18 protein-coding genes are annotated in these 19,766 nt (G+C 40.3%); 3 read left to right on the top strand and 15 right to left on the bottom strand.

The features are described 5' to 3' along the window. Positions 1 to 291: 291 nt before the first annotated feature. On the bottom strand, positions 292 to 1,218 hold the full coding sequence (locus L1283_RS22830) for an NAD-dependent epimerase/dehydratase family protein (RefSeq protein ID WP_145329116.1): 927 nt from the start codon (positions 1,216 to 1,218) through the stop codon (positions 292 to 294). A gap of 131 nt (positions 1,219 to 1,349) precedes the next feature. Further along, the gene (locus L1283_RS22825; protein ID WP_145329118.1) at positions 1,350 to 2,702 is read right to left on the bottom strand and encodes a Gfo/Idh/MocA family protein; all 1,353 of its coding nucleotides are present in this window, start codon (positions 2,700 to 2,702) and stop codon (positions 1,350 to 1,352) included. Between the two features lie 194 nt (positions 2,703 to 2,896). Here L1283_RS22825 and L1283_RS22820 point away from each other — a divergent pair, with 194 nt between their 5' ends. Next, complete coding sequence (locus L1283_RS22820; protein ID WP_145329120.1) at positions 2,897 to 3,697, top strand: CPBP family intramembrane glutamic endopeptidase; 801 nt, start codon at positions 2,897 to 2,899, stop codon at positions 3,695 to 3,697. 621 nt (positions 3,698 to 4,318) lie between these two features. On the opposite strand, the gene L1283_RS22815 is transcribed toward L1283_RS22820, so the two are convergent. From L1283_RS22815 to L1283_RS22800, 4 genes are all read right to left on the bottom strand, one after another. Beyond that, positions 4,319 to 4,765 (bottom strand): VOC family protein, encoded by a 447-nt coding sequence (locus L1283_RS22815; protein ID WP_088161445.1) that lies wholly within the window; start codon positions 4,763 to 4,765, stop codon positions 4,319 to 4,321. A gap of 81 nt (positions 4,766 to 4,846) precedes the next feature. Next, positions 4,847 to 6,916: a TonB-dependent receptor gene (locus L1283_RS22810; RefSeq protein ID WP_429626471.1), complete on the bottom strand. Its 2,070-nt coding sequence runs from the start codon at positions 6,914 to 6,916 to the stop codon at positions 4,847 to 4,849. Between the two features lie 57 nt (positions 6,917 to 6,973). Further along, on the bottom strand, positions 6,974 to 7,099 hold the full coding sequence (locus L1283_RS22805; protein ID WP_429626470.1) for a hypothetical protein: 126 nt from the start codon (positions 7,097 to 7,099) through the stop codon (positions 6,974 to 6,976). Positions 7,100 to 7,112: 13 nt separating this feature from the next. Further along, on the bottom strand, positions 7,113 to 7,823 hold the full coding sequence (locus L1283_RS22800; protein ID WP_429626469.1) for a hypothetical protein: 711 nt from the start codon (positions 7,821 to 7,823) through the stop codon (positions 7,113 to 7,115). Positions 7,824 to 8,593: 770 nt separating this feature from the next. Here L1283_RS22800 and L1283_RS22795 point away from each other — a divergent pair. Further along, on the top strand, positions 8,594 to 8,950 hold the full coding sequence (locus tag L1283_RS22795; RefSeq protein ID WP_145329124.1) for a winged helix-turn-helix transcriptional regulator: 357 nt from the start codon (positions 8,594 to 8,596) through the stop codon (positions 8,948 to 8,950). Here the strand turns inward: L1283_RS22795 and L1283_RS22790 are convergent. The 4 genes from L1283_RS22790 to L1283_RS22775 form a co-directional block, all read right to left on the bottom strand. After that, a complete protein-coding gene (locus L1283_RS22790) occupies positions 8,939 to 10,036 on the bottom strand; it encodes a DUF2891 domain-containing protein (RefSeq protein ID WP_145329126.1) in 1,098 nt (365 codons plus the stop codon). The genes L1283_RS22795 and L1283_RS22790 overlap by 12 nt on opposite strands. 32 nt (positions 10,037 to 10,068) lie before the next feature. Then, positions 10,069 to 10,758: an SIR2 family NAD-dependent protein deacylase gene (locus L1283_RS22785; protein ID WP_429626468.1), complete on the bottom strand. Its 690-nt coding sequence runs from the start codon at positions 10,756 to 10,758 to the stop codon at positions 10,069 to 10,071. Positions 10,759 to 10,835: 77 nt separating this feature from the next. Continuing rightward, positions 10,836 to 11,291 carry a hypothetical protein gene (locus tag L1283_RS22780; protein ID WP_088161439.1) on the bottom strand — a complete coding sequence of 152 codons (456 nt, stop codon included), beginning with the start codon at positions 11,289 to 11,291 and terminating at the stop codon, positions 10,836 to 10,838. Between the two features lie 160 nt (positions 11,292 to 11,451). Continuing rightward, positions 11,452 to 13,290, bottom strand: a complete 1,839-nt coding sequence (locus L1283_RS22775; protein ID WP_088161438.1) for an alpha-L-fucosidase — start codon at positions 13,288 to 13,290, stop codon at positions 11,452 to 11,454. Between the two features lie 428 nt (positions 13,291 to 13,718). Between L1283_RS22775 and rnhA the strand changes: the two genes are divergently transcribed. Further along, complete coding sequence (gene rnhA / locus L1283_RS22770) at positions 13,719 to 14,213, top strand: ribonuclease HI (RefSeq protein ID WP_075992491.1); 495 nt, start codon at positions 13,719 to 13,721, stop codon at positions 14,211 to 14,213. 45 nt (positions 14,214 to 14,258) lie between these two features. On the opposite strand, the gene trxB is transcribed toward rnhA, so the two are convergent. The 5 genes from trxB to hemF all read right to left on the bottom strand — a co-directional run bounded on the left by trxB (position 14,259) and on the right by hemF (position 19,758). Further along, positions 14,259 to 15,215 carry a thioredoxin-disulfide reductase gene (gene trxB, locus L1283_RS22765; protein ID WP_075992486.1) on the bottom strand — a complete coding sequence of 319 codons (957 nt, stop codon included), beginning with the start codon at positions 15,213 to 15,215 and terminating at the stop codon, positions 14,259 to 14,261. A 28-nt stretch (positions 15,216 to 15,243) separates the two neighbouring features. Beyond that, entirely contained in the window at positions 15,244 to 16,197 is a 954-nt protein-coding gene (locus L1283_RS22760; protein WP_088161437.1) for a 3'-5' exonuclease, read from the bottom strand. 71 nt (positions 16,198 to 16,268) lie between these two features. Next, the gene (locus tag L1283_RS22755) at positions 16,269 to 17,591 is read right to left on the bottom strand and encodes a M16 family metallopeptidase (protein ID WP_088161436.1); all 1,323 of its coding nucleotides are present in this window, start codon (positions 17,589 to 17,591) and stop codon (positions 16,269 to 16,271) included. Continuing rightward, positions 17,581 to 18,840, bottom strand: a complete 1,260-nt coding sequence (locus L1283_RS22750; protein WP_088161435.1) for a M16 family metallopeptidase — start codon at positions 18,838 to 18,840, stop codon at positions 17,581 to 17,583. The genes L1283_RS22755 and L1283_RS22750 overlap by 11 nt, the downstream gene beginning before the upstream one ends. A gap of 21 nt (positions 18,841 to 18,861) precedes the next feature. Next, positions 18,862 to 19,758 (bottom strand): oxygen-dependent coproporphyrinogen oxidase, encoded by an 897-nt coding sequence (gene hemF / locus L1283_RS22745; protein WP_145329128.1) that lies wholly within the window; start codon positions 19,756 to 19,758, stop codon positions 18,862 to 18,864. Positions 19,759 to 19,766 lie beyond the last annotated feature (8 nt).

Raw genomic sequence — 19,766 nt, 5'->3', positions numbered from 1 at the left:
TTCTGTAGAAATTTAGAATTTACAAATGCAGCGTAGGCTTTCTTATTCCGTGCCCATTACTGATTCACTTCCCCCTCAAAAAAAGCTTTATCATAAAAGGAAACCGATATTCAACGTATTTTGCTTCATCTCAGAGCACAAGGCTGAAGATCGGTTTCCTTGTCTTACAGTTTTCCCAGCAGCTGTGAAAAAGCGCTGATGACCAAAGTTGGCTCCTCAAGCATAATATTATGACCAGATGCGGTTGTTGCCAGGTGAACAAAGTCGCTTGCGCTCTCATTTATGCATAAGTTAAAACTTGTCCTGTTTAATCTGATCGATTCCCTGCTCGTAAGAAGTAACCTCAAATTCAGGAAATCTATTTCTAAACTTTGAATCATCAAATAGATTATTGTGTTCGTATCGTGGAAGAAGTTCCAAAAGCTCCTTTAACCGCTTATTGAACAGAGCCCCTATTTTAAAGATAAATTTGGGAACTACAGTATATTTGAATTCCCTACCGTAAATATCTGCTGCCATTCTGATAAACTCCCGGTAAGTGGGATGCGCTTTATCCACGGGCAAATGCCAGGTCTGTCCATAGGCATCAGGTGTATTTCCGATAAGTGCAGTTGCTCGACTTGCGTCGGGAGTCCAAATCAGACTTCGTTTTTTATCAACACATAAAGGCACTTTCAGTTTTTTATCCGCTTTGATGTTATCAAAAATTAGGGTATTGGTAATGCTTTGTGTTTTGCCAGGACCATAAAATTCAGGTGCTCGACAAATAACGGCTTCAAGCTGGCCCGATGCTATCTCAGCAAGTACCATTTCTGCCATGTTCCGCCTCACTTTCCCCTTTCTTCCGACAGGAGCAAAGGTACTTTCCTCCGTCAAAACACGATCCTCTTGAGGATACATATATGTATTATCAAAAAAGACAAGCTTAGTACCATTGATCTTACAGGCATCAATCACATGACGAAGAATAGCTGGAAATTGTTCCTCCCATAGATCCGAACTTATAGGAAGCCCTAAAGTGAAATAGGCAATATCACTCCCCTTCACCGCCTCGATTGCCTGTTCACGGATCGATAGATCCGCAGAAAAAACTTCGTCAGTATCATTTACTTTTTTTGCTTTTCGACTGACAATGCGGATAGCAGAAGTAAAATTTCGCTTTAGCTCGCGCGCCAGTTCTTCTCCAATTTGTCCATTGGCACCCAATATCGTCTGCATAATATTCCTTTTTCTATGTTGTGACCATCTGATACCAATATATTGATATTTGTTCAATTAACCGCACCGTTGCGGTTCAATACCGAATAACTCCCGACCTCAACTTTGCTCAGTGCCCATGACCTATCTTATTAAGGATGTTGCCATGGACTGCGATACGGTCTTTGCAGTAATTGAGTTGCTTCAGGATCATCGACACATATTTTTTGTATTGGATCATAAATCAAGGGGCGATTCAACTGCATCGACAAGTTTGCCAGAATGCAGCTTGCGGTAGATATATAGCCCTCTTCAATATCAGCTACAGGCAGATGATTATTTTCAATTGCCGATAAAAGGTCAAGCATATGTTGTCTGGTTGCAGGCGCTGTATGCAACTCGATTCGGTGCTCCGTCAAATCTTTGGGGAACTTCTCCTTTTCTAAGATAACATCCTGTCGAATGGGCGTGCCTTCTCCGATTGGAATAAATTCATATTTCATCACACTTCCCTTTAAGGTACCCTTGTCACCATATATCACAAATGCCCAAGGGTATTCAGGGTCTGCTGCTGCCCCCCATGTCCTATGCTGCCAGACACAATTAAGATCTTCGTATTCAAATAAGGCTGTCTGCGTATCCGCGATCGTCGATTTCCCTCCTTTTTGCACATAAATGCCACCTTTCGCATGCACGCTTTTGGGCCATTTAAGCTGCAGAAGCCAACGCACAGTATCAAACATATGCATTCCCATATCCCCGGTTATTCCATTCCCATAGGCCATAAAAGTTCGCCACCAGCCACCATGAGGCAAACCATCATAAGCCCGCAAAGGTGCTGGACCCGTCCAAAGTTCGTAATCCAGGAAATCTGGAACCGGCTCGATCGGTGGATTGCCGTTCTTTCGCATATGATAATAGCAGCACATTTCCACATGCGAAATCTTTCCAAGTAAGCCACTATCGATCACTCGCTTCTTGGCATCAATGAGATGGGCTGTACTTCTCCGTTGTGTTCCCACTTGAACTTTCCGGTTATATTTTCTTGCCGCACGCCATATAGCATCCCCCTCAAGCACATCAACACTGATCGGTTTCTGCAAATAGAGATGAGCACCCGAACGCATCGCATCAATAGCCTGTCTGGCGTGCCAGTGATCTGGTGTTCCAATGAGAATTAGATCGAATTTATGACTGGCGAGCATTTGCCTATAATCTTTATACAGTTTTGGAACTTTTTTTGAAATTTGACGCTCACTAATCAGCCGCCCAGCTTCCTGCAGCTGATTGTCGTCGACATCGCATATAGCAATGACATCGACATCCCGAACCTGAATTAAACGGAATAAATCACTTTTCCCATACCAACCTGCACCAATCAATCCGACCCGAAAATTTTTAATCGCATCACGAAATGAAAGCCCCTTAACTTCTAAGGCTGATAAAGTTAAAACTGCCCCCGCTCCTTGAATAAATTTTCTCCTATTTAGATTGACCATAGCCATAATTCATTGGTTTATTGCCTAATATAAGAAAAAACAAACGATAAATCAACCTGTTTTAAGCCGCAAAATACGTTACAGGCAAAAGAACCTACCTACAGGAACAAGACCTGCACTTTAAGATCAACAAGTAGCACAGCATTTTTTTCATTTAAGCCAAAATAGCGTAAATTCATATCGAGCTAAACAATTAAGACATGAAAAGAGAAATGGTATTTTTGAAAGTAATATTATTTTACTTTGCCTCCCTCGTGGTGTTTGCTTTCGCTGCAGGCATAACCAAACAAACAATGTTCTCCGATTTACTTTCACTCAGCCTCGCGACATTCCTCAGCTTGGGTTTAATTTACCTGTTTAAAGCTTGGGATAAAATTAGTTTTTCTCAAATTGGGTTAGGATTTAACAAAAAGAGTGTGCTCAATTTTAGCGCTGGCTTATGCTTAGGTATTGTTATGGTCGGCCTTATGGTTATAATACTAACAAATTTTGCCGAAGTATCTTTTAAGAAACAGGCATTTATTGACACTAAATTATTGGCAATACATATTCTTCTTTACTTTTTCGTCGCCTGTCGGGAAGAGTTGGTTTTTAGAACCTATTTCTTATGGCGCCTGAAAGATAAACTCGGCACTGTTGTAGCCTTTTCGATTATGGTACTTGTTTTTATTTTAGAACATTTATTTACCGGTTTTACACTAAAGGCGGCAGTACTGGGTTCAGGACTTGGAGCTGTACTTTTTGGTCTTGCTGTACTAAGAACCCGCAATATTGCACTATCTATTGGACTGCACTTCGGCTGGAACCTAACCCATTGGGCTTTGGGGTTTAAAAATAGCACAGGGTTATGGGTAGAAAGTGTTGCAAAGGGCAGTGAACATCAGTCTGAAAACATCGCGTTTATTGCCTATACGATCGTAATGCTTTTAGGTATTCTGATCGTCTATAAGCTGTCAAAAAAAACATCGTTTCAGGGGAACAATAGTAGCCCGATCGATTAATCCCAAAATCGATGCACAAGCCATCGGTAAAAGCTTTTGCCAACATATAATTCCCTTTATTATATCAGCTACCCTGTAGACACGAAGCTACAACAATCAGACTCACTGCAAGTTCTAAAAATAAAGGCACGGCTTTTGTAAACTACTAAGTAAAAAAAAGTATTATGAGAAGAACGCCTTACACCACATCTGTTATTATATTGCTCGTCCTATGTCTGATTGTACTAATGACCACATGTTCAAAAATTGCCTAAATTACATCCAGTTTGGGCAAAATTGTAAAACCAGTCATGAACGTAATGACGAGTTCATCATTGAAAATAGAGTCTAAAAAAATAGATTCTTAGGCCTTCCCCATGGCTTTCATCAAGCAGATAAATTTCACTTTATTGATCAGGCAAGAACACAATCCGAACAGATTGTGCTAAACGTCGTTATTCCCACAGGTATAATTACAAAAAAGCCCTAGAGCGGGGAACTCTAGGGTCTTAGCCATATATTAACCTATTTTATGAAAAGTATTTGTATCAATAACGTCTTAGTTTTCTATTTATTTTGTACAACATAGAAATTTCTTAAATTTTCTTTTTTTCGCACAAAGGTTCGATTCAATCATTTACCTTATAGAGGTTGGGCTAAACCAATCAATAATCCCTCTACTCCTCTTAGATAACAAAGGCGATAAGCATTTTCGTATTGTACCACCTCCCCTACGAGGACAGCGCCGTGATTGCCAATTAGCCTCCGCAGTACATCATCTAGATCTTCAACGGTAAACATTGCCCGCAAATAGCCCAAGGCATTGACCGGAGCATTTCTGTGATCTGCAATTATCGCAGGATCAATAAATCTTGAAAGTTCCAATCGGCTATGTCCATCTGGTGTCACCATCATGGCGATCTCGACATGCTGCGCACCAAGACCAGTCACTCTACCTGCCCATTCACCTTCAATCTGTGCTCTCCCTTCCAGATATAAACCAAGTTCTGAAAAAAACGAAATCGCGTTGTCCAACGACTCCACCACGATACCCATATTATCCATTCGAAGTAACTTACTCTTTTCCATAATACATCATTATTTACAAGGAGTTATAATCCCTATTAAAGATACAAAGGAAAATTTTAAAGCTACCATCGCGCCCAGTCTTTAGAATTTATAACTCAGACCCGCTTTTACCATAAAAGGTGTTCCAGGAGTGAAATGCAATTCAGAAACGGACTGCTGTTCATTTCTTAATCGAGTTTCGGTCTCAAACTGCGCTTCATTCCACTTGGTGTCAAATAAGTTTTGGATCTGCACCAAAAAATTCCATTTTCCCAGGCCATAGTTTAGCAGGAGGTCATTGACAAAATAACCTTTAGCACGTACCGAATTATCTTCTATCGCTGGTTTTGTATTCATATAACGATAGCGCAAATTAGCCGAAATGCCAAGCGGTAACTTCACAGATACCCCTCCTGTACTTGTTAAGGAAGGCACCAGCGGGATATAGTTTTCAACTTTAGGTTCGTCAATCGCCCGCGCGTAAGCATAATTTATGTCGCCGTCAAAATATAACCAAGGGGTAGCTTGATAGCGTAAACTCAAATCTGCCCCCAGACGTTTCGTTTTCCCTGAAGGCTCTACGACAGCTTCATCCCCAACATACACAAATTCTTGCTGAAGGTACAACCCCCATAAAGCAGGCTGAATAAAGAGGTTATCAGTTGGCTTCCAGATCAAGCCAAGATCTGCACCATAGGAAATGGGCATAATATCTTTTCCATGTTGTTCCATCACCACGCGGATATCATTGGAATGAAATCCCATACCCGTTTTCAAATATAATTGTGCGCGATGACTGAACGTATATCCAAAATTAAGCTTTGGACTAATCCTTGTCGCGGAAGCCTCTTGTCCGGCGGGGTCACTTTTCAGCTTATCATGCAAGTTGAAAATCAAATGATCGACACGTATTGCAGGATTAATAGTCCATTTACCAATACGCCAATCCAGATTGCTATAGGCATGCAGATTCATTTCTACGCCCGAAATATGCGAAAGCCGATCCAATAATTCGTCGCGCTGATAAACATGGTTCAGTTGAAGATCTTTGATATCGTCCACTCGGAGTCCAAAACCCGATGTCCAAGAAAGCTGACTATGATCAAACTGAAATTGGCGATTGTATTTGTTTTCAATCCCGTACAGGTATCGATCATCAACCTGTTCTATCTCATCGCCATGAATGGGATCTTTCAGAAAAAAAGTGAAATCGGAAAACAACTGAAATTTATAGCGCGACAAGTAAACATTGCTTTCCCAGCTTTCCTGATCACTGATCAGCGCACGGTATTGCATCGCCAAATTCATGCGGGATGTATTTCCGCCTTCAGTAGAATCGATCGACCCCCAACGGCTAATCAGTCCCTGCCGAACGGCCCGCTCCGGAATCTGACCCGATGCATTCCAACCCGAGCTGAATATGGACCCCTGGAGATTGATATAATGTTTCTCATCGATCCACTGATTATACTTCGCAAATAGATTGACACGACTAAAATTTTGCTTGATGTCAAAAGGACCGTTCGAATAATTGAACTCACCTGCAGCATAGGCATACTTATTCTGCTCATGGTTATTCACCAGATTAAGCATGGCTACCGTACGCCAGGAGTCAAAAGAACCCCCTTCAACCTTAAAAAGATTATGATCCAAATGATCCAAGGTTGTAAAATTAACATAACCCGATGTATTCAGATCACCTTTGTCTGCATAATAGGCCCCCTTGCCAAAATCAATATCTTTAACCGTTTCTGGAATAATAAAATGAAGATCTGCGTATCCTTGACCGTGCGCATGAGAGACCATATTAACTGGGATACCATCTGCAGTAATGGCAATATCTGTACCATGGTCATTATCAAATCCACGCAAAAATATCTGCTCAGCCTTTCCACCGCCGGCATGCTGTGCTATAAAGAGCCCAGGAACTTTCCGTAATAGATCTTGCGCCGAATTAACAGGAATCTTACTTAAATCAACTTTGCTCAATGTTTTACTGCTATTGAATGCATCCACCTGAATTTGACTCAACTGCACTTCGTTTTTTTGCATCTCGATTTCAATGGGAGACTTTGCTTCTTTTAGGATGTACATCTGATCGAGATAGCCTATCCGGCTCAACAGTAAGGTGTCCGGAAATGTTCCCGGCTGTACGGAAAAAGCACCATTCAATGCGGTATGACTATGCTTTATTCCACGTTGGTAGCGTATATTGACTTCTTCTAATTGCTATTTACTATCCTTATCTTTCACAGTTCCCTGAATCACATGTTGCTGTGCATAACTGTCGGTCGCAGCCAGTAAGCCTATAAAAAAGGTAATTTGACGTTTGTTCATATTTTGACGTTTGTTCATAATTTTAAAAAAATTACCATCCCAGAAATAACATCCCCGCACCGCAAATTGACAGGACTGCACCACTAATGGCGTGTACATATCGATCCAGTTTTTCGGTATCGAGCAAATTATAGCCATAAATTCCCAACAAGACCATTCCGACCATGGTTACCACTGTCGTAATGGTAAAAGTGCTAATCAGCGTAATCACCTCCGTCATTGAGCGGTGTGCACCTGAAAAAAATAAAAGAGGTATCAATGGTTCCGATGGTCCCATGACGAAAATTGCAAATAATACCAAAGGCGTTACCTTTGTCTTTTGATGATGGTGATGATGCCCTGATGCACTTTTCCCATGGGTATGTTCATGCACATAAACTTCATCACCCATCACATCAAAATGCTTATGGTAATGCTTCTTTGACATTTTCCAGATCCCGTAAATCAAATATCCAAGTCCAAAAATAAATAGTGCCCAACTTGAAACATTGCCACGCACGTCCTGTAACCAGCTGATTTTATTGAGTTGCCATCCAAGATAAACGCCAATAATCCCCAGTATGACCGAACTGAAAACATGTCCGAGTCCACATATAATTGTCCATAATATAGTTTTTCCCAACGACCATTTTTTCGATTTGGACAATACAATAAAGGGCAGATAATGGTCTGGCCCCGATGCAGTATGAAAAAAACTGATCGTAATAGCTGTAATAGCTAATGCATAAAGTGTTGTGTTCATATAAATGATTTAATAGCAAAGCAGATGATAAACTGCTTCCTTCAAGCAATGATTTGTTACATAGGTTATATAGTCGTGTATTGACTCAACCCATGATATTCACCAAAAGAAAAAGGGGATTAACCGAAAATTTTAAAGGAATGGTATAGGATACACTTGTCTGGCAGACTGTTAGACAAATATTTATTTTGGAGTTCATAAAAACTATGCCACGACTTCTTATCCGTAAATAGCAAGAAAATAGGCAGAATCAGTCCCAAGGCACAGAGCCGAACGGCATATGCTAAATGTTGATCATAACTCAATTCGAATGAGCATTCTTCGATCGATCCGAGATAAAAATCGAAATGGGATTGTGATGAAGCTATTGACGGTTTTGACGCGTTTTTATAGGCAGCATGTGAAAAGACATCCTTGTTTATTTTACCTGTAATAAACATACAGAAAAAAACAATGGGCAATAACATTAAAAGATGTCTTATATACCTATACATAGCATGTCACATCCTTATGGGATTGATGGATCAAATTTATTATAAGTTTGACCTTGTAGAGTAGCACAAATCTTGAATTTTATAGCCTTTTTATAACCTAGCAAAAAAAACAGGCAGCTAAATAAACAAGACAAAAACTTTATTTAAATCAATAAATAGGCGATATAAGATAAAAAACAAGATTTATATGTATAAATCAACAGACTTAAATTAGCACAAATCACGTTTTTTATATTCTAACCTATTATTCATTCATTTTGTGGCTATCGGCCATAAATAAACAAGAATTCAACCAATCATATCAATGAGCTATACTGGAAAGATCGTTGTGGTATTGCATTTACCTTAGCCACCATAGGCGGCAGATGGAAAATCAACTTTCTTTCCTATCTGCTAAATGAAGGTAAACTCCGCTATAGTGAGTTGCGGAAAAAGCTCGTAGGCATATCAGAGCGTATGCTGATTGCTAAATTAAAGGAACTTGAGCAGGACAATCTGATCACTCGAATAGTATATCAGCAAGTCCCGCCAAAGGTAGAATATGAATTAACTGCGCTCGGCCGTTCGCTCGAGGAAATATTAACACTAATGGATAAATGGGGAGAAGATAATCTCCCCGAATCAATGCTTTGATAATGCATAGAGTGCAAATGTGCCTAACCAATGTGACCCCATATAATCATCCTTGGTGGTAATATTGGGCAAAGAGTATTTTAAATGTTTATTCGCCAAATTATGCAAGTAACTTAACTCAGGCAGCGCTTTTGCGATACCGTTTAAACAGTTTGCGCGACTAAAATTAAGTCCATCCAGATGGACCAAATGTCCGTCCGTTCGATCTTTCACGATACCTGGTTCTAAATTGAAATCGGGATTAAACAGATCTGGCATAAAATCCTTTAACCATTTACGGTAATCCTCCTGTTGCAGCACCAAACTCATACAGAGGGCTTCTTCAAGACAAGGAGAAAGAAAGTCGCTTCCACTTGGCTCAAAAGAAATGTTGCAGTTCTTATCCTGACTATATAAACGAGAAGCATTCGTCATTAATGATTTTTCAAACGTCACATTTCCCGTACTTCTTGCATAGTCCAGAGACAGAGAAAGGCCAAATGCCGAATTATCGTGATATCCTGTCCTAATCGGATAGACTAATTTGGGCAGATATTCTTGATAAGATTTTACAACGTGTTTTACCAAGGGCTCAAGATTCGAAGCCCAGCGTTTTGCATCTGTGTCGTCCCAAGTTAATAATTCCTTCTGCAGCTGCAACAACCAAGCCCAACCATACGTGCGCTCAAAGTTCTTATTGTTCTTATCTTGAAAGAAATCTAATTCAACGGCCACATTTTCCGCCGTAATATTTCGGTTCAATTGGCGCCGAATTTCACCCGAACTGTCCAAATTTGGAAATTCCTTCAAAATATGTACAATTGACCAATACCCGTGTACAGATGAATGCCAGTCAAAACAACCGTAAAAAATTGGATGCAATGTGCGCGGTGCTTTTAGATCACTATCACTACCGAGTACCTGCCCCAACTTATTGGGATATTCCACTTCGATGCAATGCAATGGCAAACTGAGCAAATGCTTGGCTTGGATGCTATCCAAGGTCAAAGGCTGGTCATTTGAACTCGTATTTACTTTGATTTCCGAATTATTTTGACATGCAGCAAAAGCAACGGATAGGCAAATAATCCCTAATATTTTTTTCATAAACCTCTATTTTATATATTACTATACAATACTTAATAAAGTAATTGTTCTACCAATTTAGGAACAGCTATTGTCGCCGACTCCTCAAAACACTGTATATTACGTAAAGCCCTGTCACTAGGTATTTTTTTGTCAATTAAAAACGTTTGACAGTGACTAGGCGCAAATCCTTTAAGTCCTGCAGCAGGATAGACCTGTAGGGAGGTTCCAATAATAATCAAAATATCGGCATTCGAAACCAAGCTTATGGCCTCCTCAATGGCTGGCACAGCTTCTCCAAACCAGACTATATTTGGCCTCAGCTGACTACCTTTCTCGCAAAGATCGCCCATCTTAATCTCATCACCGACAATGGGATACACCAAGCGATCATCGATAGACGACTTAGCCTGATCCAAGCGGCCATGCAAATGAACAATATGAGATGATCCCGCCTGTTCATGCAGCAGATCTACATTCTGCGTTACAATACTCACGCGGTACGCTGATTCTAATCTTGCCAGCGCATAATGAGCTGCATTTGCCTGTGCCACCAAAGCTGCTTTCCGTCTCAGATTATAAAACTCCTGGACTAAGGCTGGGTTTTTGTGCCAACCTTCAATTGAAGCAACTTCCATGACGTCATGTCCTTCCCACAATCCATTGGCATCCCTAAATGTAGGTATACCACTTTCAGCCGAAATACCGGCCCCCGTCAATACAACAATATTTTTCTTTTTCATCTTAAGTCTGTTTGTTACTCCATACTATAGTTAAGATTGACTTTTTATATGACTTTCATCATGTCTGTAGATCTGGATCATTCATTTATCAACAAGGATGCATAGTTATCCGGCAGCTCAAGTCGGATAGAATCTTTACTCAAGGCAGCCTTTCGGTTCATATCATCAAAAGAACGTTGGTAATACACAAAAGCGCTATTTGGAATATGCAGTTCACTGGCTTTCTGCACATTGAACTCATAACGATTATTTTTCAGTCTGACATGCTGATAAATTCGGTAAGTAACAACTTGAATCTGCACTTTATCAAATTTTGGAATGACTTTTAAATCTGCCGGTTCATGAAAGTATTTATCGTTGAAATACATAAATTCATTCGACTCAGCGAGTGTTGTTATCTTTAACTTTCCGTCAACAACTTCATTCACTAACGAATCTGCCCGCAACCGCTCGGATTTACTTCCGTCACCGGAAGAACAGCAAATACAAAGAAAAACAATAATTGGGATCAAAACAGTTTTGATTAGATTCATAGGCCTAAGTTATAATAAAAAATGCTTCCTTGCCACAATTCAGGAGAAAATGCATCGAATACCCCCGAAATTGATCAGAATGGTTTACATCACCCATAAAAAAGCCCAGGATATTTTGTTATCCTAGGCTTCTTTTCAATGCTAAGCGCAATCCAACCTCTTAAAGGTTATTTTCGATAGCACCCACTTTCTCGCGATATAGTTGTATTGGCCCATCCAACAACACAGCGATAACGGTCATATTTTTATCCAAGCGCTCCACTGGTGCCTGAATGTAAATAATACCCGGGATGCTACTCCAATAGAGCTTATTGAAAACCTCATGGTTTATCATGGAACCGTCACCGACCACCCGGATCCTAGCGACTCCATTTTTAACACCTTTTAATGCAATTGGGCCAGTAGGTTTTCCCTCAACAAATAGATACAAGGTCTGGCGATCTTTGGAAAGTGCACTTAATCCTTCATAATGTCCTTCCGGCAAGCCTTTTCCGGTCTCATAAAGTGCTTCGGCATGATCCTTAATCCACTTTAATACCGTCGGATTAGTCGCATTACTACTCGGCAATTTCGTATCTAAGCCATCCACAGTTAACCCGGAATTATCAAAAATATTTTTTCCTGCATGCAGTGTTGACGCGATCTGACCTAAAGCACGATCTGTCAACTTATTATCCAGCACAGATTTCAACGTAACTTCAGTCTCCTGAGGCGCAGTCCAACGAAGCGCTTCCGCAAAGTTCAGTGCAATAACGGTAACATCCTGATCAAAGTTTACTTTCGTCAAGTCTACTCGAACGGTTTCATTTTCAGATTTAACACTTACTTTCGCGGATGCATCACCGACAACTGAAATGCTTTTAATGGCCGAATGATTGACTAAACCTTTGAGTTGCAATTCGGGTTTCTTTTCATACACATACAGATAAAGTGTTTTTCCGTCTTTTGATAAAGCAGATTTCCCACCGTAGTTCGCAAAAGGAATACCGGCTCTTGTACCATAGATCGCAGCCGCATGCTTATTCGTCCATCGCCCCAGCTGTTTTAAAATATTTAATTGCTCCTCAGGGATCGTACCGTCTGCTTTTGGACCAATATCCAATAATAAGTTTCCACCCATAGAAATACAATCGACCAACGTTCGGATGATCATATTGGGTGATTTGTACTTTTTATCAAAGGGTTGATAGCCCCAAGAATCATTCATCGTGTAACAGAGTTCCCAAAATTTAGCATCAGGGCGCGTGACCGGAATCCCTTGCTCAGGTGTATCATAATCTCCATGATGATTCAATCGCGAGTTTATAATAATATTCGGATTATATTTCCGCAAAAGATTTAAGGTCTCTTTGGCTTTCCACTCCTCGGCACTATGCTCCCAATCCCCATCAAACCAAAGTAATTCCGGCTTATATTGTTCGGATAGCTCGGTCAATTGCTTTTGGTAATATTTCACATAATTATCCCAGCGCGCAGGCTCGCCTTTCAATTCATAACGCTTTCTATTGCGCGTAAAAACATCATAATATGGGTGGCTCCAATCGGGTAACGAATAATACAGTCCAGTGTGCAAGCCCTCTTCTTGTATTGCTTTCACAAACGGTGTAATTACATCCTGTTTTGCAGCCGCGTCTTGTAATGTAGTGATCGCTTTATCAGCCTTCGTATTCCACATCGAGATTCCGTCATGGTGTTTGGTCGTAATCACCGTGTATTTCGCACCAGCTTCTTTAATCAATTTGGCCCATTCCTTGGGTTTATAATCCTTGGCTGTAAACCCATTAAGCTGTTTGATATAATTGTCGTGGTTAATATAATTATTGAAGAATGACCAAGATTCTGAGATTCCATCTACAGAGTAAATACCCCAGTGAATAAAAATACCCAATTTGGCATCTTCAAACCAATCCATTTTTTGCGTTGATACATTGTTCTGAGCTGAAACGTTTAAGCACGCAGACGCCAAAAGAACAAAAAGAGAAATCTTTCGAAACTTCATAAGCTATTTTATCGATTACATAACGAGTTTAAGCCGGCAAAATACACATAAATCAGCAAATTCCAATTGTGTAAGGGATAAATTACGTTGGAGAGCGGTTGAAATCTAACATTATATTTTTCTCGAGCTCAAACTTAACACATGCAGGGAATATTCTTATAACTTAGACGGATCCAATAGGGACTTTATAGGGACCTCATTCGGACTTCATTCGAATAAAACCGTGTAAAGTCCCTTTTTAATACCTATTAAATCGGTTGTGAGTACCTATTAAATTTGATGCTTATAGCGCTATGCCCTATCGTTGAATTTATCGAGGGTGTAACGGTACAAAAATCTTCCATTTCGAGCATCAAAATATGAACTAGTCTCGATCATTTTTATCCATTTGTGTGTGCTTACAAAAACTTCATGTATATTTGGCAGGTATGATCGAATTATATACAGATGGGGCTTCAAGTGGAAATCCGGGCCCTGGGGGCTATGGAACAATCTTAAGAACCATTTATACAGGCGATAATGAGGCCTTTAAAGGCAAACTTATCGAAAAAGAGTTTTCGGGCGGTTACCGCAAAACAACTAACAACAGGATGGAATTGATGGCTGTGATCGTTGGTCTCGAGGCGCTGAAAAACCTGCAACAACAAGTTACCGTATATTCTGATTCCAAATATGTCATTGATGCCATCGATAAGAAATGGGTATATGGTTGGATACAAAAAGGTTTTGCGGGAAAGAAGAATAAAGATCTTTGGTTGCGTTTAATGAGTGCCTATAAGCTTCATAACGTACGCCTTGTGTGGGTAAAAGGTCACGCTGGGCATCCGTTAAATGAGCGTTGTGATCGCTTAGCTGTAGCGGCCTCCAAAGATAAGGCAAATTGGAAAATCGATAGTGTTTTTGAGATTGAAGAAGGCAAATAAAAACGGGGCATTGTACAATGCCCCGTTTTTATTATTCCAATGCGATTATTCGCCGCTTTCTTTAGCTGCCAAGTATCTTTCAGCTTCCAAGGCTGCCATACAACCTGTACCTGCAGCAGTGATTGCCTGACGGAAGATATTATCCTGAACATCACCACAAGCAAAAACACCCGGTATGTTTGTAGCAGTACTATCTGGTTTTGTGATTAAATAGCCTGTTTCATCCATATCCAGTACACCTGTGAAAAGCTCGGTATTAGGCTTATGCCCAATAGCAACGAAGAAACCTGTTACTTCTAGATCTTTTTCAGACTGGTCTTTATTGTTAATAACACGTATTCCGGTCACCACTTGACCATCTCCTAAAACCTCTTTTGCCTCAGAATTGTAATGAACTTCAATATTTGGCGTATTCATCACACGGTGCACCATTGCTTTTGAAGCACGGAACTCATCCCGACGAACCAACATATGTACCTTTGAGCATAATTTTGCGAGGTATGTAGCTTCCTCTGCCGCTGTATCCCCAGCGCCAACAATAGCAACTTCTTGGTTTTTAAAGAAAAACCCATCACATACAGCACATGCTGAAACACCAAAACCGTTGTATTTTTGTTCAGATTCCAAGCCTAACCATTTTGCTGTAGCTCCTGTTGCAATAATCACAGTATCTGCGGTTACTTGTACTGTTCCATCGATCTCAACACGGTGTACCTCACCAGTAAAATCTACTTTAGTCACATATCCAAAACGCACTGAAGTTCCGAAGCGTTCAGCTTGCTCACGCAAATCTTCCATCATCACCGGTCCGGTAATACCTTTTGGATAACCAGGAAAATTGTCCACCTCAGTAGTTTGTGTCAATTGTCCTCCTGGAACAATACCGGTATAAACCACTGGTTTCATATCCGCACGTGCAGCATAAATTGCTGCAGTATAACCTGCTGGCCCCGAACCAATAATCAAACACTGTACATGCTCCACTTCTTGTTTGAATTCCATAATCCTTTTTCTAAGCTATTAATTAACGTTATTTTTTAAATTTATCTTGCAATCCTTTCAACATATCTAAAGAAATGTTCTGCGGCGCTTCTTCTTTTTGCTGATTGAATTCCTTTTTCGCAAGTTTTTTATCTTCTACAGAATGTGTGGCTGCTGCTTTTGCTTTTTGCTCACTCTTTTCCTTTTTATACCGATTCCAGATATTTTCTAAGACCTTCTTGGTATACAATGGAAAATCACCATTCTGCATCCAAGCATAGTAACTAGGCTCCTGCTCAAATACTTCGATAATAGGTTTTCCTTTATGTTTACCAAAATTGATCGTTTCCAATCCTTCCGCATTATATACAAGACGTCCGGCAAAATCCACTGGCTTGCTTAGATTGGTAAATGCATGAAGAGCTTCGACATCGTTCACTACTGGATAAGAGACTACACCATGTTTATCTTCAAATGCTGCCCCCTCATATTTCGTCAACTGTGCTTTCAATACTTCATATGTTGCGCGAACATCAGCTTCAGCCGTATGTGCATTTTCAAGATTTTCATTGCAGTAAAACTTGTATGCCGCTTTCAAGGTTCGTTGTTCCATTTGATGGAAAATGTTTTGAACATCTACAAATGCCCTTCCCTCCAATGAAAAATCAACGCCCGCCCGCAAAAACTCTTCCATAAGCATAGGGACATCGAATTTATTGGAATTATATCCCGCCAGATCTCCATTCTCAATAAAAGCCGCAAGCTCCACTGCTATTGCTTTAAAATTAGGAGCATCCTTCACATCTTCATCATAAATACCATGAAAAAAAGAGGATTCTGCGGGAATAGGTATTTCTGGATTGATCTTCTTTGTATAGACTGTTTCTTCACCATTGGGCATCACTTTCAAAAATGATACTTCGACAATACGATCGGTCGCCACATTAACACCTGTAGTTTCCAAATCGAAAAATACCAATGGTCTTTTTAATTTTAATTCCATGCTGGATAATACGCTTTTTTATCAAAAACCAAAAATACAAAGTAGTATTCGATTTTTGTAGTCTAAGAAATTTAATTTACAACCGCTTGATGAACTGATTCAGCTTGACTGATTTTACCAACAACAACTTTCACCATTGCATCAAAGTCCAGGTATTTATTGGCAAGGTCCCGCACCTTCTCTGGCGACATGTTTCGGATCTGTTCCATATAATAGGAATAATACGCTAATGTCATCCCATTTAACAAAACACTTTTAAACTTGTCCGCATGCGAAAAGATACTTTCCAATGAACCCAACATAGAACCTTCCATATAGGTTTTAACGAGATTCACCTCTTCCTCGGAGGCCAATGTTGTTTTCAACAAATTGATCTCCTTTTCTATTTCTGTCAAGGTTGCATGCGTTACGTCTACCCCGACTTCAGTTACAATGGTCATAAAACCAGTATGCTTCAAGGTTGCGACAGCCGAACCAATACTATAGGTATACCCTTTTTCTTCACGAATATTTCGCATCAGACGGGAACCAAAAAAACCACCCAACAAAGTATTGACAAACTGTAGTGCAGGATAATCAGGATGTGTCCTTCCAATCGTCTGGCAACCTAAACGAATGGCTGACTGCAATGCATTTTCTTTTTCCTCGTAAACCAGATCATTAGATCCTTGCGCCAAAACAGGCCCATTCAAAGAAGAGTCAATAGCAGCTCCCTTCCAATCTACGCCAAAAATTTGTTCCAGTTCTTGCAATAGCTCATCCGAAACATTACCTGAAACAATTAAGGTGCAGTTACTAGGAACAATTTCCTGTTGGTACAATTCGATCAACTGCGCACGTGTAATCGCATCATAATCTTCCAGTTTTGGTGTACGTCCGTAACGATTATTCTTACCAAAGATCAAGTTATAGAATTTACGTCGCGCCAGATAATCATTTTTCTGAATAGAAACTTGAAACTTTTGCTTGTTATTACGTAAATAAGTATCCAATTCCTGTTGTGGAATCGATGCTTCCGTCAGAATATCTTTTACAAGCGGCAAGAGCACTTGACTATGTCTATTCAATGTATAAAGCGACAAAGAAGTTACGTCAAAAGAGTATTCAGGAACGAGAAATGCACCATAGAAATCTACTTTATCTGCGATCTCTGCACTGGACATGGTATTTGTTCCCTCTTTAAGTAAGGCGCTTAAAGCACTATTTAACAACGGGTTTTCAATCTGCCCGTCAAGATAGGTATTCTCAAAGATCCATTCTATTCGCACAAGCTCTTGCTCGGGCGACTGGAAAACATAGACAGGCAATCCGTTTGCAAACTGCTTCTTGATTGGCTCTTTCAAACTTATATTTCCAATTTCACGGAACTCAGGTGCTTTGGTTCTATCCAACATGTACAGCCTCCTCTTCTTTTGATTTATACATTAATATAGAAGCATTCTCCGGTCTAAAAATAGCCTGAGCTTGCTGTTGAACTTCCTCAGCACTCACCGACAAATATTTTGAGACCTCCGTGTTAATGCCATCTGCATCACCCAATAACTCATGGAAAGCCAAGTTCATGGCTTTATCCAAAATAGATAGTTCCGCGAACACATTTGTCGATTCGATCTTATTCTTTACTTTTTCCAATTCAGCTGCAGGTACCAACTCGGATTTTATGACCTCCAATTCGGCCCAGACTGCACGTTCAGCTTCTTCTAACGAGATACCTTCCGATGGTTTTCCTTCAATGACAAAGAGGTTATTGTCGATACTTCCCATTACATAGGCGTTTATTTCACTAAATAACTGCCCCTCTTTTACCAATCGACGATACAAACGTGAGGAAGATCCTCTTGATAAAATATCCGATAAAAGATCCATTGCGAAATACCCTTCTTCCAATCTTGCGGGGCCATGAAATGCCATGTAAAGTGCATCTAAAGGCACTTCTGCCCAAGTAGTCTCACGCCTTATCTCCTCTTGCGCCGGCTCTTTAGGCAATTGACGATTGTATTTTTCGCCAGCCTCAATATCGCCAAACCACTTTTGGGTCAAAGCCTTTACTTCTTCAAAATGTACATCTCCCGAAACAACCATAATTGCACTCTGTGGATTATAATGTAATTTGAAGAAAGCTTTTACATCTTCCATGGTAGCCTCTTCAATATGGCTTAACTCTTTTCCGATAGTCGCCCAGCGATAAGGATGTACCTGATAAGCTAATGGCCGCAATTTTAACCATGCATCGCCATAAGGTTGATTCAAATAACGCTGTTTGAACTCTTCACTCACAACATTTCGTTGCACCTCAAGGCTCTGTGCTGAAAAAGCCAGACTTAACATCCGGTCGGACTCAAGCCATAATGCTGTTTCGAGATTTGAAGAAGGCAAGGTAATGTAGTAATTTGTGATGTCGTTGCTTGTGAATGCATTATTTTCACCACCTACTTTTTGCAATTCGGTATCGAAGTTCGGAATATTGATACTACCACCAAACATCAGGTGTTCAAATAAGTGTGCAAATCCGGTCTGTTCCGGAGACTCATCCCTTGCGCCCACATCATACAAGATATTGACACAAGCCATGGCCGTATTATGATCCTCGTGTACCAATACACGCAGGCCGTTTTCTAACGTAAATTTTTGATAAGAAACCATCTGATTTTTCTTCGATGTTTTTTAAATCCAGTTTATACCTTTTCGTAGTAAAGCTAAGGTTTTGGCTTCTTCTGAGCCTTCTTCAGGACGATAATCGTACACCCAATTGGCCTGGGCAGGTAGACTCATCAGGATCGACTCAATTCGACCATTCGTTTCAAGTCCAAATTTAGTCCCGGAGTCCCATACCAAGTTAAATTCGACGTAGCGTCCGCGGCGGATTAATTGCCAATTTTTTTGTTGATCAGTAAAGGCTTTATGTCGATTTTTCTCGACCAAAGCGGTGTAGGTTGGTGCAAACGTACGGCCAAGATCACACGAAAAAGCAAAAATATCTTCCATGCTCATCCCCGTTTTTTCAGTATTCAACTTATCGTAAAATACACCTCCTATTCCCCGTGTTTCCTGACGGTGTCTGATATAAAAATAATCATCCGCCCAATTTTTAAATTTTTCATAGAATGTTGCATCATGTCGATCACATACATCTTTCAGCTGCTGATGAAAATAGCTGGCATCCTCTTCGTCGACATAATGCGGCGTTAAATCGATTCCACCACCAAACCAACGAATCTGATCGTTTAGCTCAAAATAGCGGATATTCATGTGTATAATAGGGACTAAGGGATTATTTGGATGAATGACGATGGATACTCCTGTCGCAAAGAAATCATCTTCCTCTACAGCAAATGATTTTTTAATCGCTTCGGGTAATTTGCCATAGACAGACGAAAAGTTAACACCTCCCTTTTCCAAAATTTGACCATTCTGAATGATCCTGGTACGACCTCCGCCACCACCTTCACGTTCCCACAATTCTTCTTCAAAGCGCGCCGATCCATCTAATTTCTCCAACGCCTGACATATTTCGTCCTGAATTTCTTTATAAGCTAAAGCAATCGCTTCTTTTGTTATCATCTACTCTA

This window comes from Sphingobacterium sp. HSC-15S19, assembly GCF_050433745.1.
In the GTDB taxonomy this organism is placed as follows: domain Bacteria; phylum Bacteroidota; class Bacteroidia; order Sphingobacteriales; family Sphingobacteriaceae; genus Sphingobacterium; species Sphingobacterium siyangense.
Note: the sequence above shows the minus strand (reverse complement) of the source record. Positions and strands in the feature narration are given on the sequence as shown.

Excerpts from the sequence above, each read along its gene's own strand:
- L1283_RS22830 (WP_145329116.1), bottom strand. The coding sequence starts at position 1,218 with ATGCAGACGATATTGGGTGCCAATGGACAAATTGGAGAAGAACTGGCG.
- L1283_RS22825 (WP_145329118.1), bottom strand. The coding sequence starts at position 2,702 with ATGGCTATGGTCAATCTAAATAGGAGAAAATTTATTCAAGGAGCGGGG.
- L1283_RS22820 (WP_145329120.1), top strand. The coding sequence starts at position 2,897 with ATGAAAAGAGAAATGGTATTTTTGAAAGTAATATTATTTTACTTTGCC.
- L1283_RS22815 (WP_088161445.1), bottom strand. The coding sequence starts at position 4,765 with ATGGAAAAGAGTAAGTTACTTCGAATGGATAATATGGGTATCGTGGTG.
- L1283_RS22805 (WP_429626470.1), bottom strand. The coding sequence starts at position 7,099 with ATGAACAAACGTCAAAATATGAACAAACGTCAAATTACCTTTTTTATA.
- L1283_RS22800 (WP_429626469.1), bottom strand. The coding sequence starts at position 7,823 with ATGAACACAACACTTTATGCATTAGCTATTACAGCTATTACGATCAGT.
- L1283_RS22790 (WP_145329126.1), bottom strand. The coding sequence starts at position 10,036 with ATGAAAAAAATATTAGGGATTATTTGCCTATCCGTTGCTTTTGCTGCA.
- L1283_RS22785 (WP_429626468.1), bottom strand. The coding sequence starts at position 10,758 with ATGAAAAAGAAAAATATTGTTGTATTGACGGGGGCCGGTATTTCGGCT.
- L1283_RS22780 (WP_088161439.1), bottom strand. The coding sequence starts at position 11,291 with ATGAATCTAATCAAAACTGTTTTGATCCCAATTATTGTTTTTCTTTGT.
- L1283_RS22775 (WP_088161438.1), bottom strand. The coding sequence starts at position 13,290 with ATGAAGTTTCGAAAGATTTCTCTTTTTGTTCTTTTGGCGTCTGCGTGC.
- rnhA (WP_075992491.1), top strand. The coding sequence starts at position 13,719 with ATGATCGAATTATATACAGATGGGGCTTCAAGTGGAAATCCGGGCCCT.
- trxB (WP_075992486.1), bottom strand. The coding sequence starts at position 15,215 with ATGGAATTCAAACAAGAAGTGGAGCATGTACAGTGTTTGATTATTGGT.
- L1283_RS22760 (WP_088161437.1), bottom strand. The coding sequence starts at position 16,197 with ATGGAATTAAAATTAAAAAGACCATTGGTATTTTTCGATTTGGAAACT.
- L1283_RS22755 (WP_088161436.1), bottom strand. The coding sequence starts at position 17,591 with ATGTTGGATAGAACCAAAGCACCTGAGTTCCGTGAAATTGGAAATATA.
- L1283_RS22750 (WP_088161435.1), bottom strand. The coding sequence starts at position 18,840 with ATGGTTTCTTATCAAAAATTTACGTTAGAAAACGGCCTGCGTGTATTG.
- hemF (WP_145329128.1), bottom strand. The coding sequence starts at position 19,758 with ATGATAACAAAAGAAGCGATTGCTTTAGCTTATAAAGAAATTCAGGAC.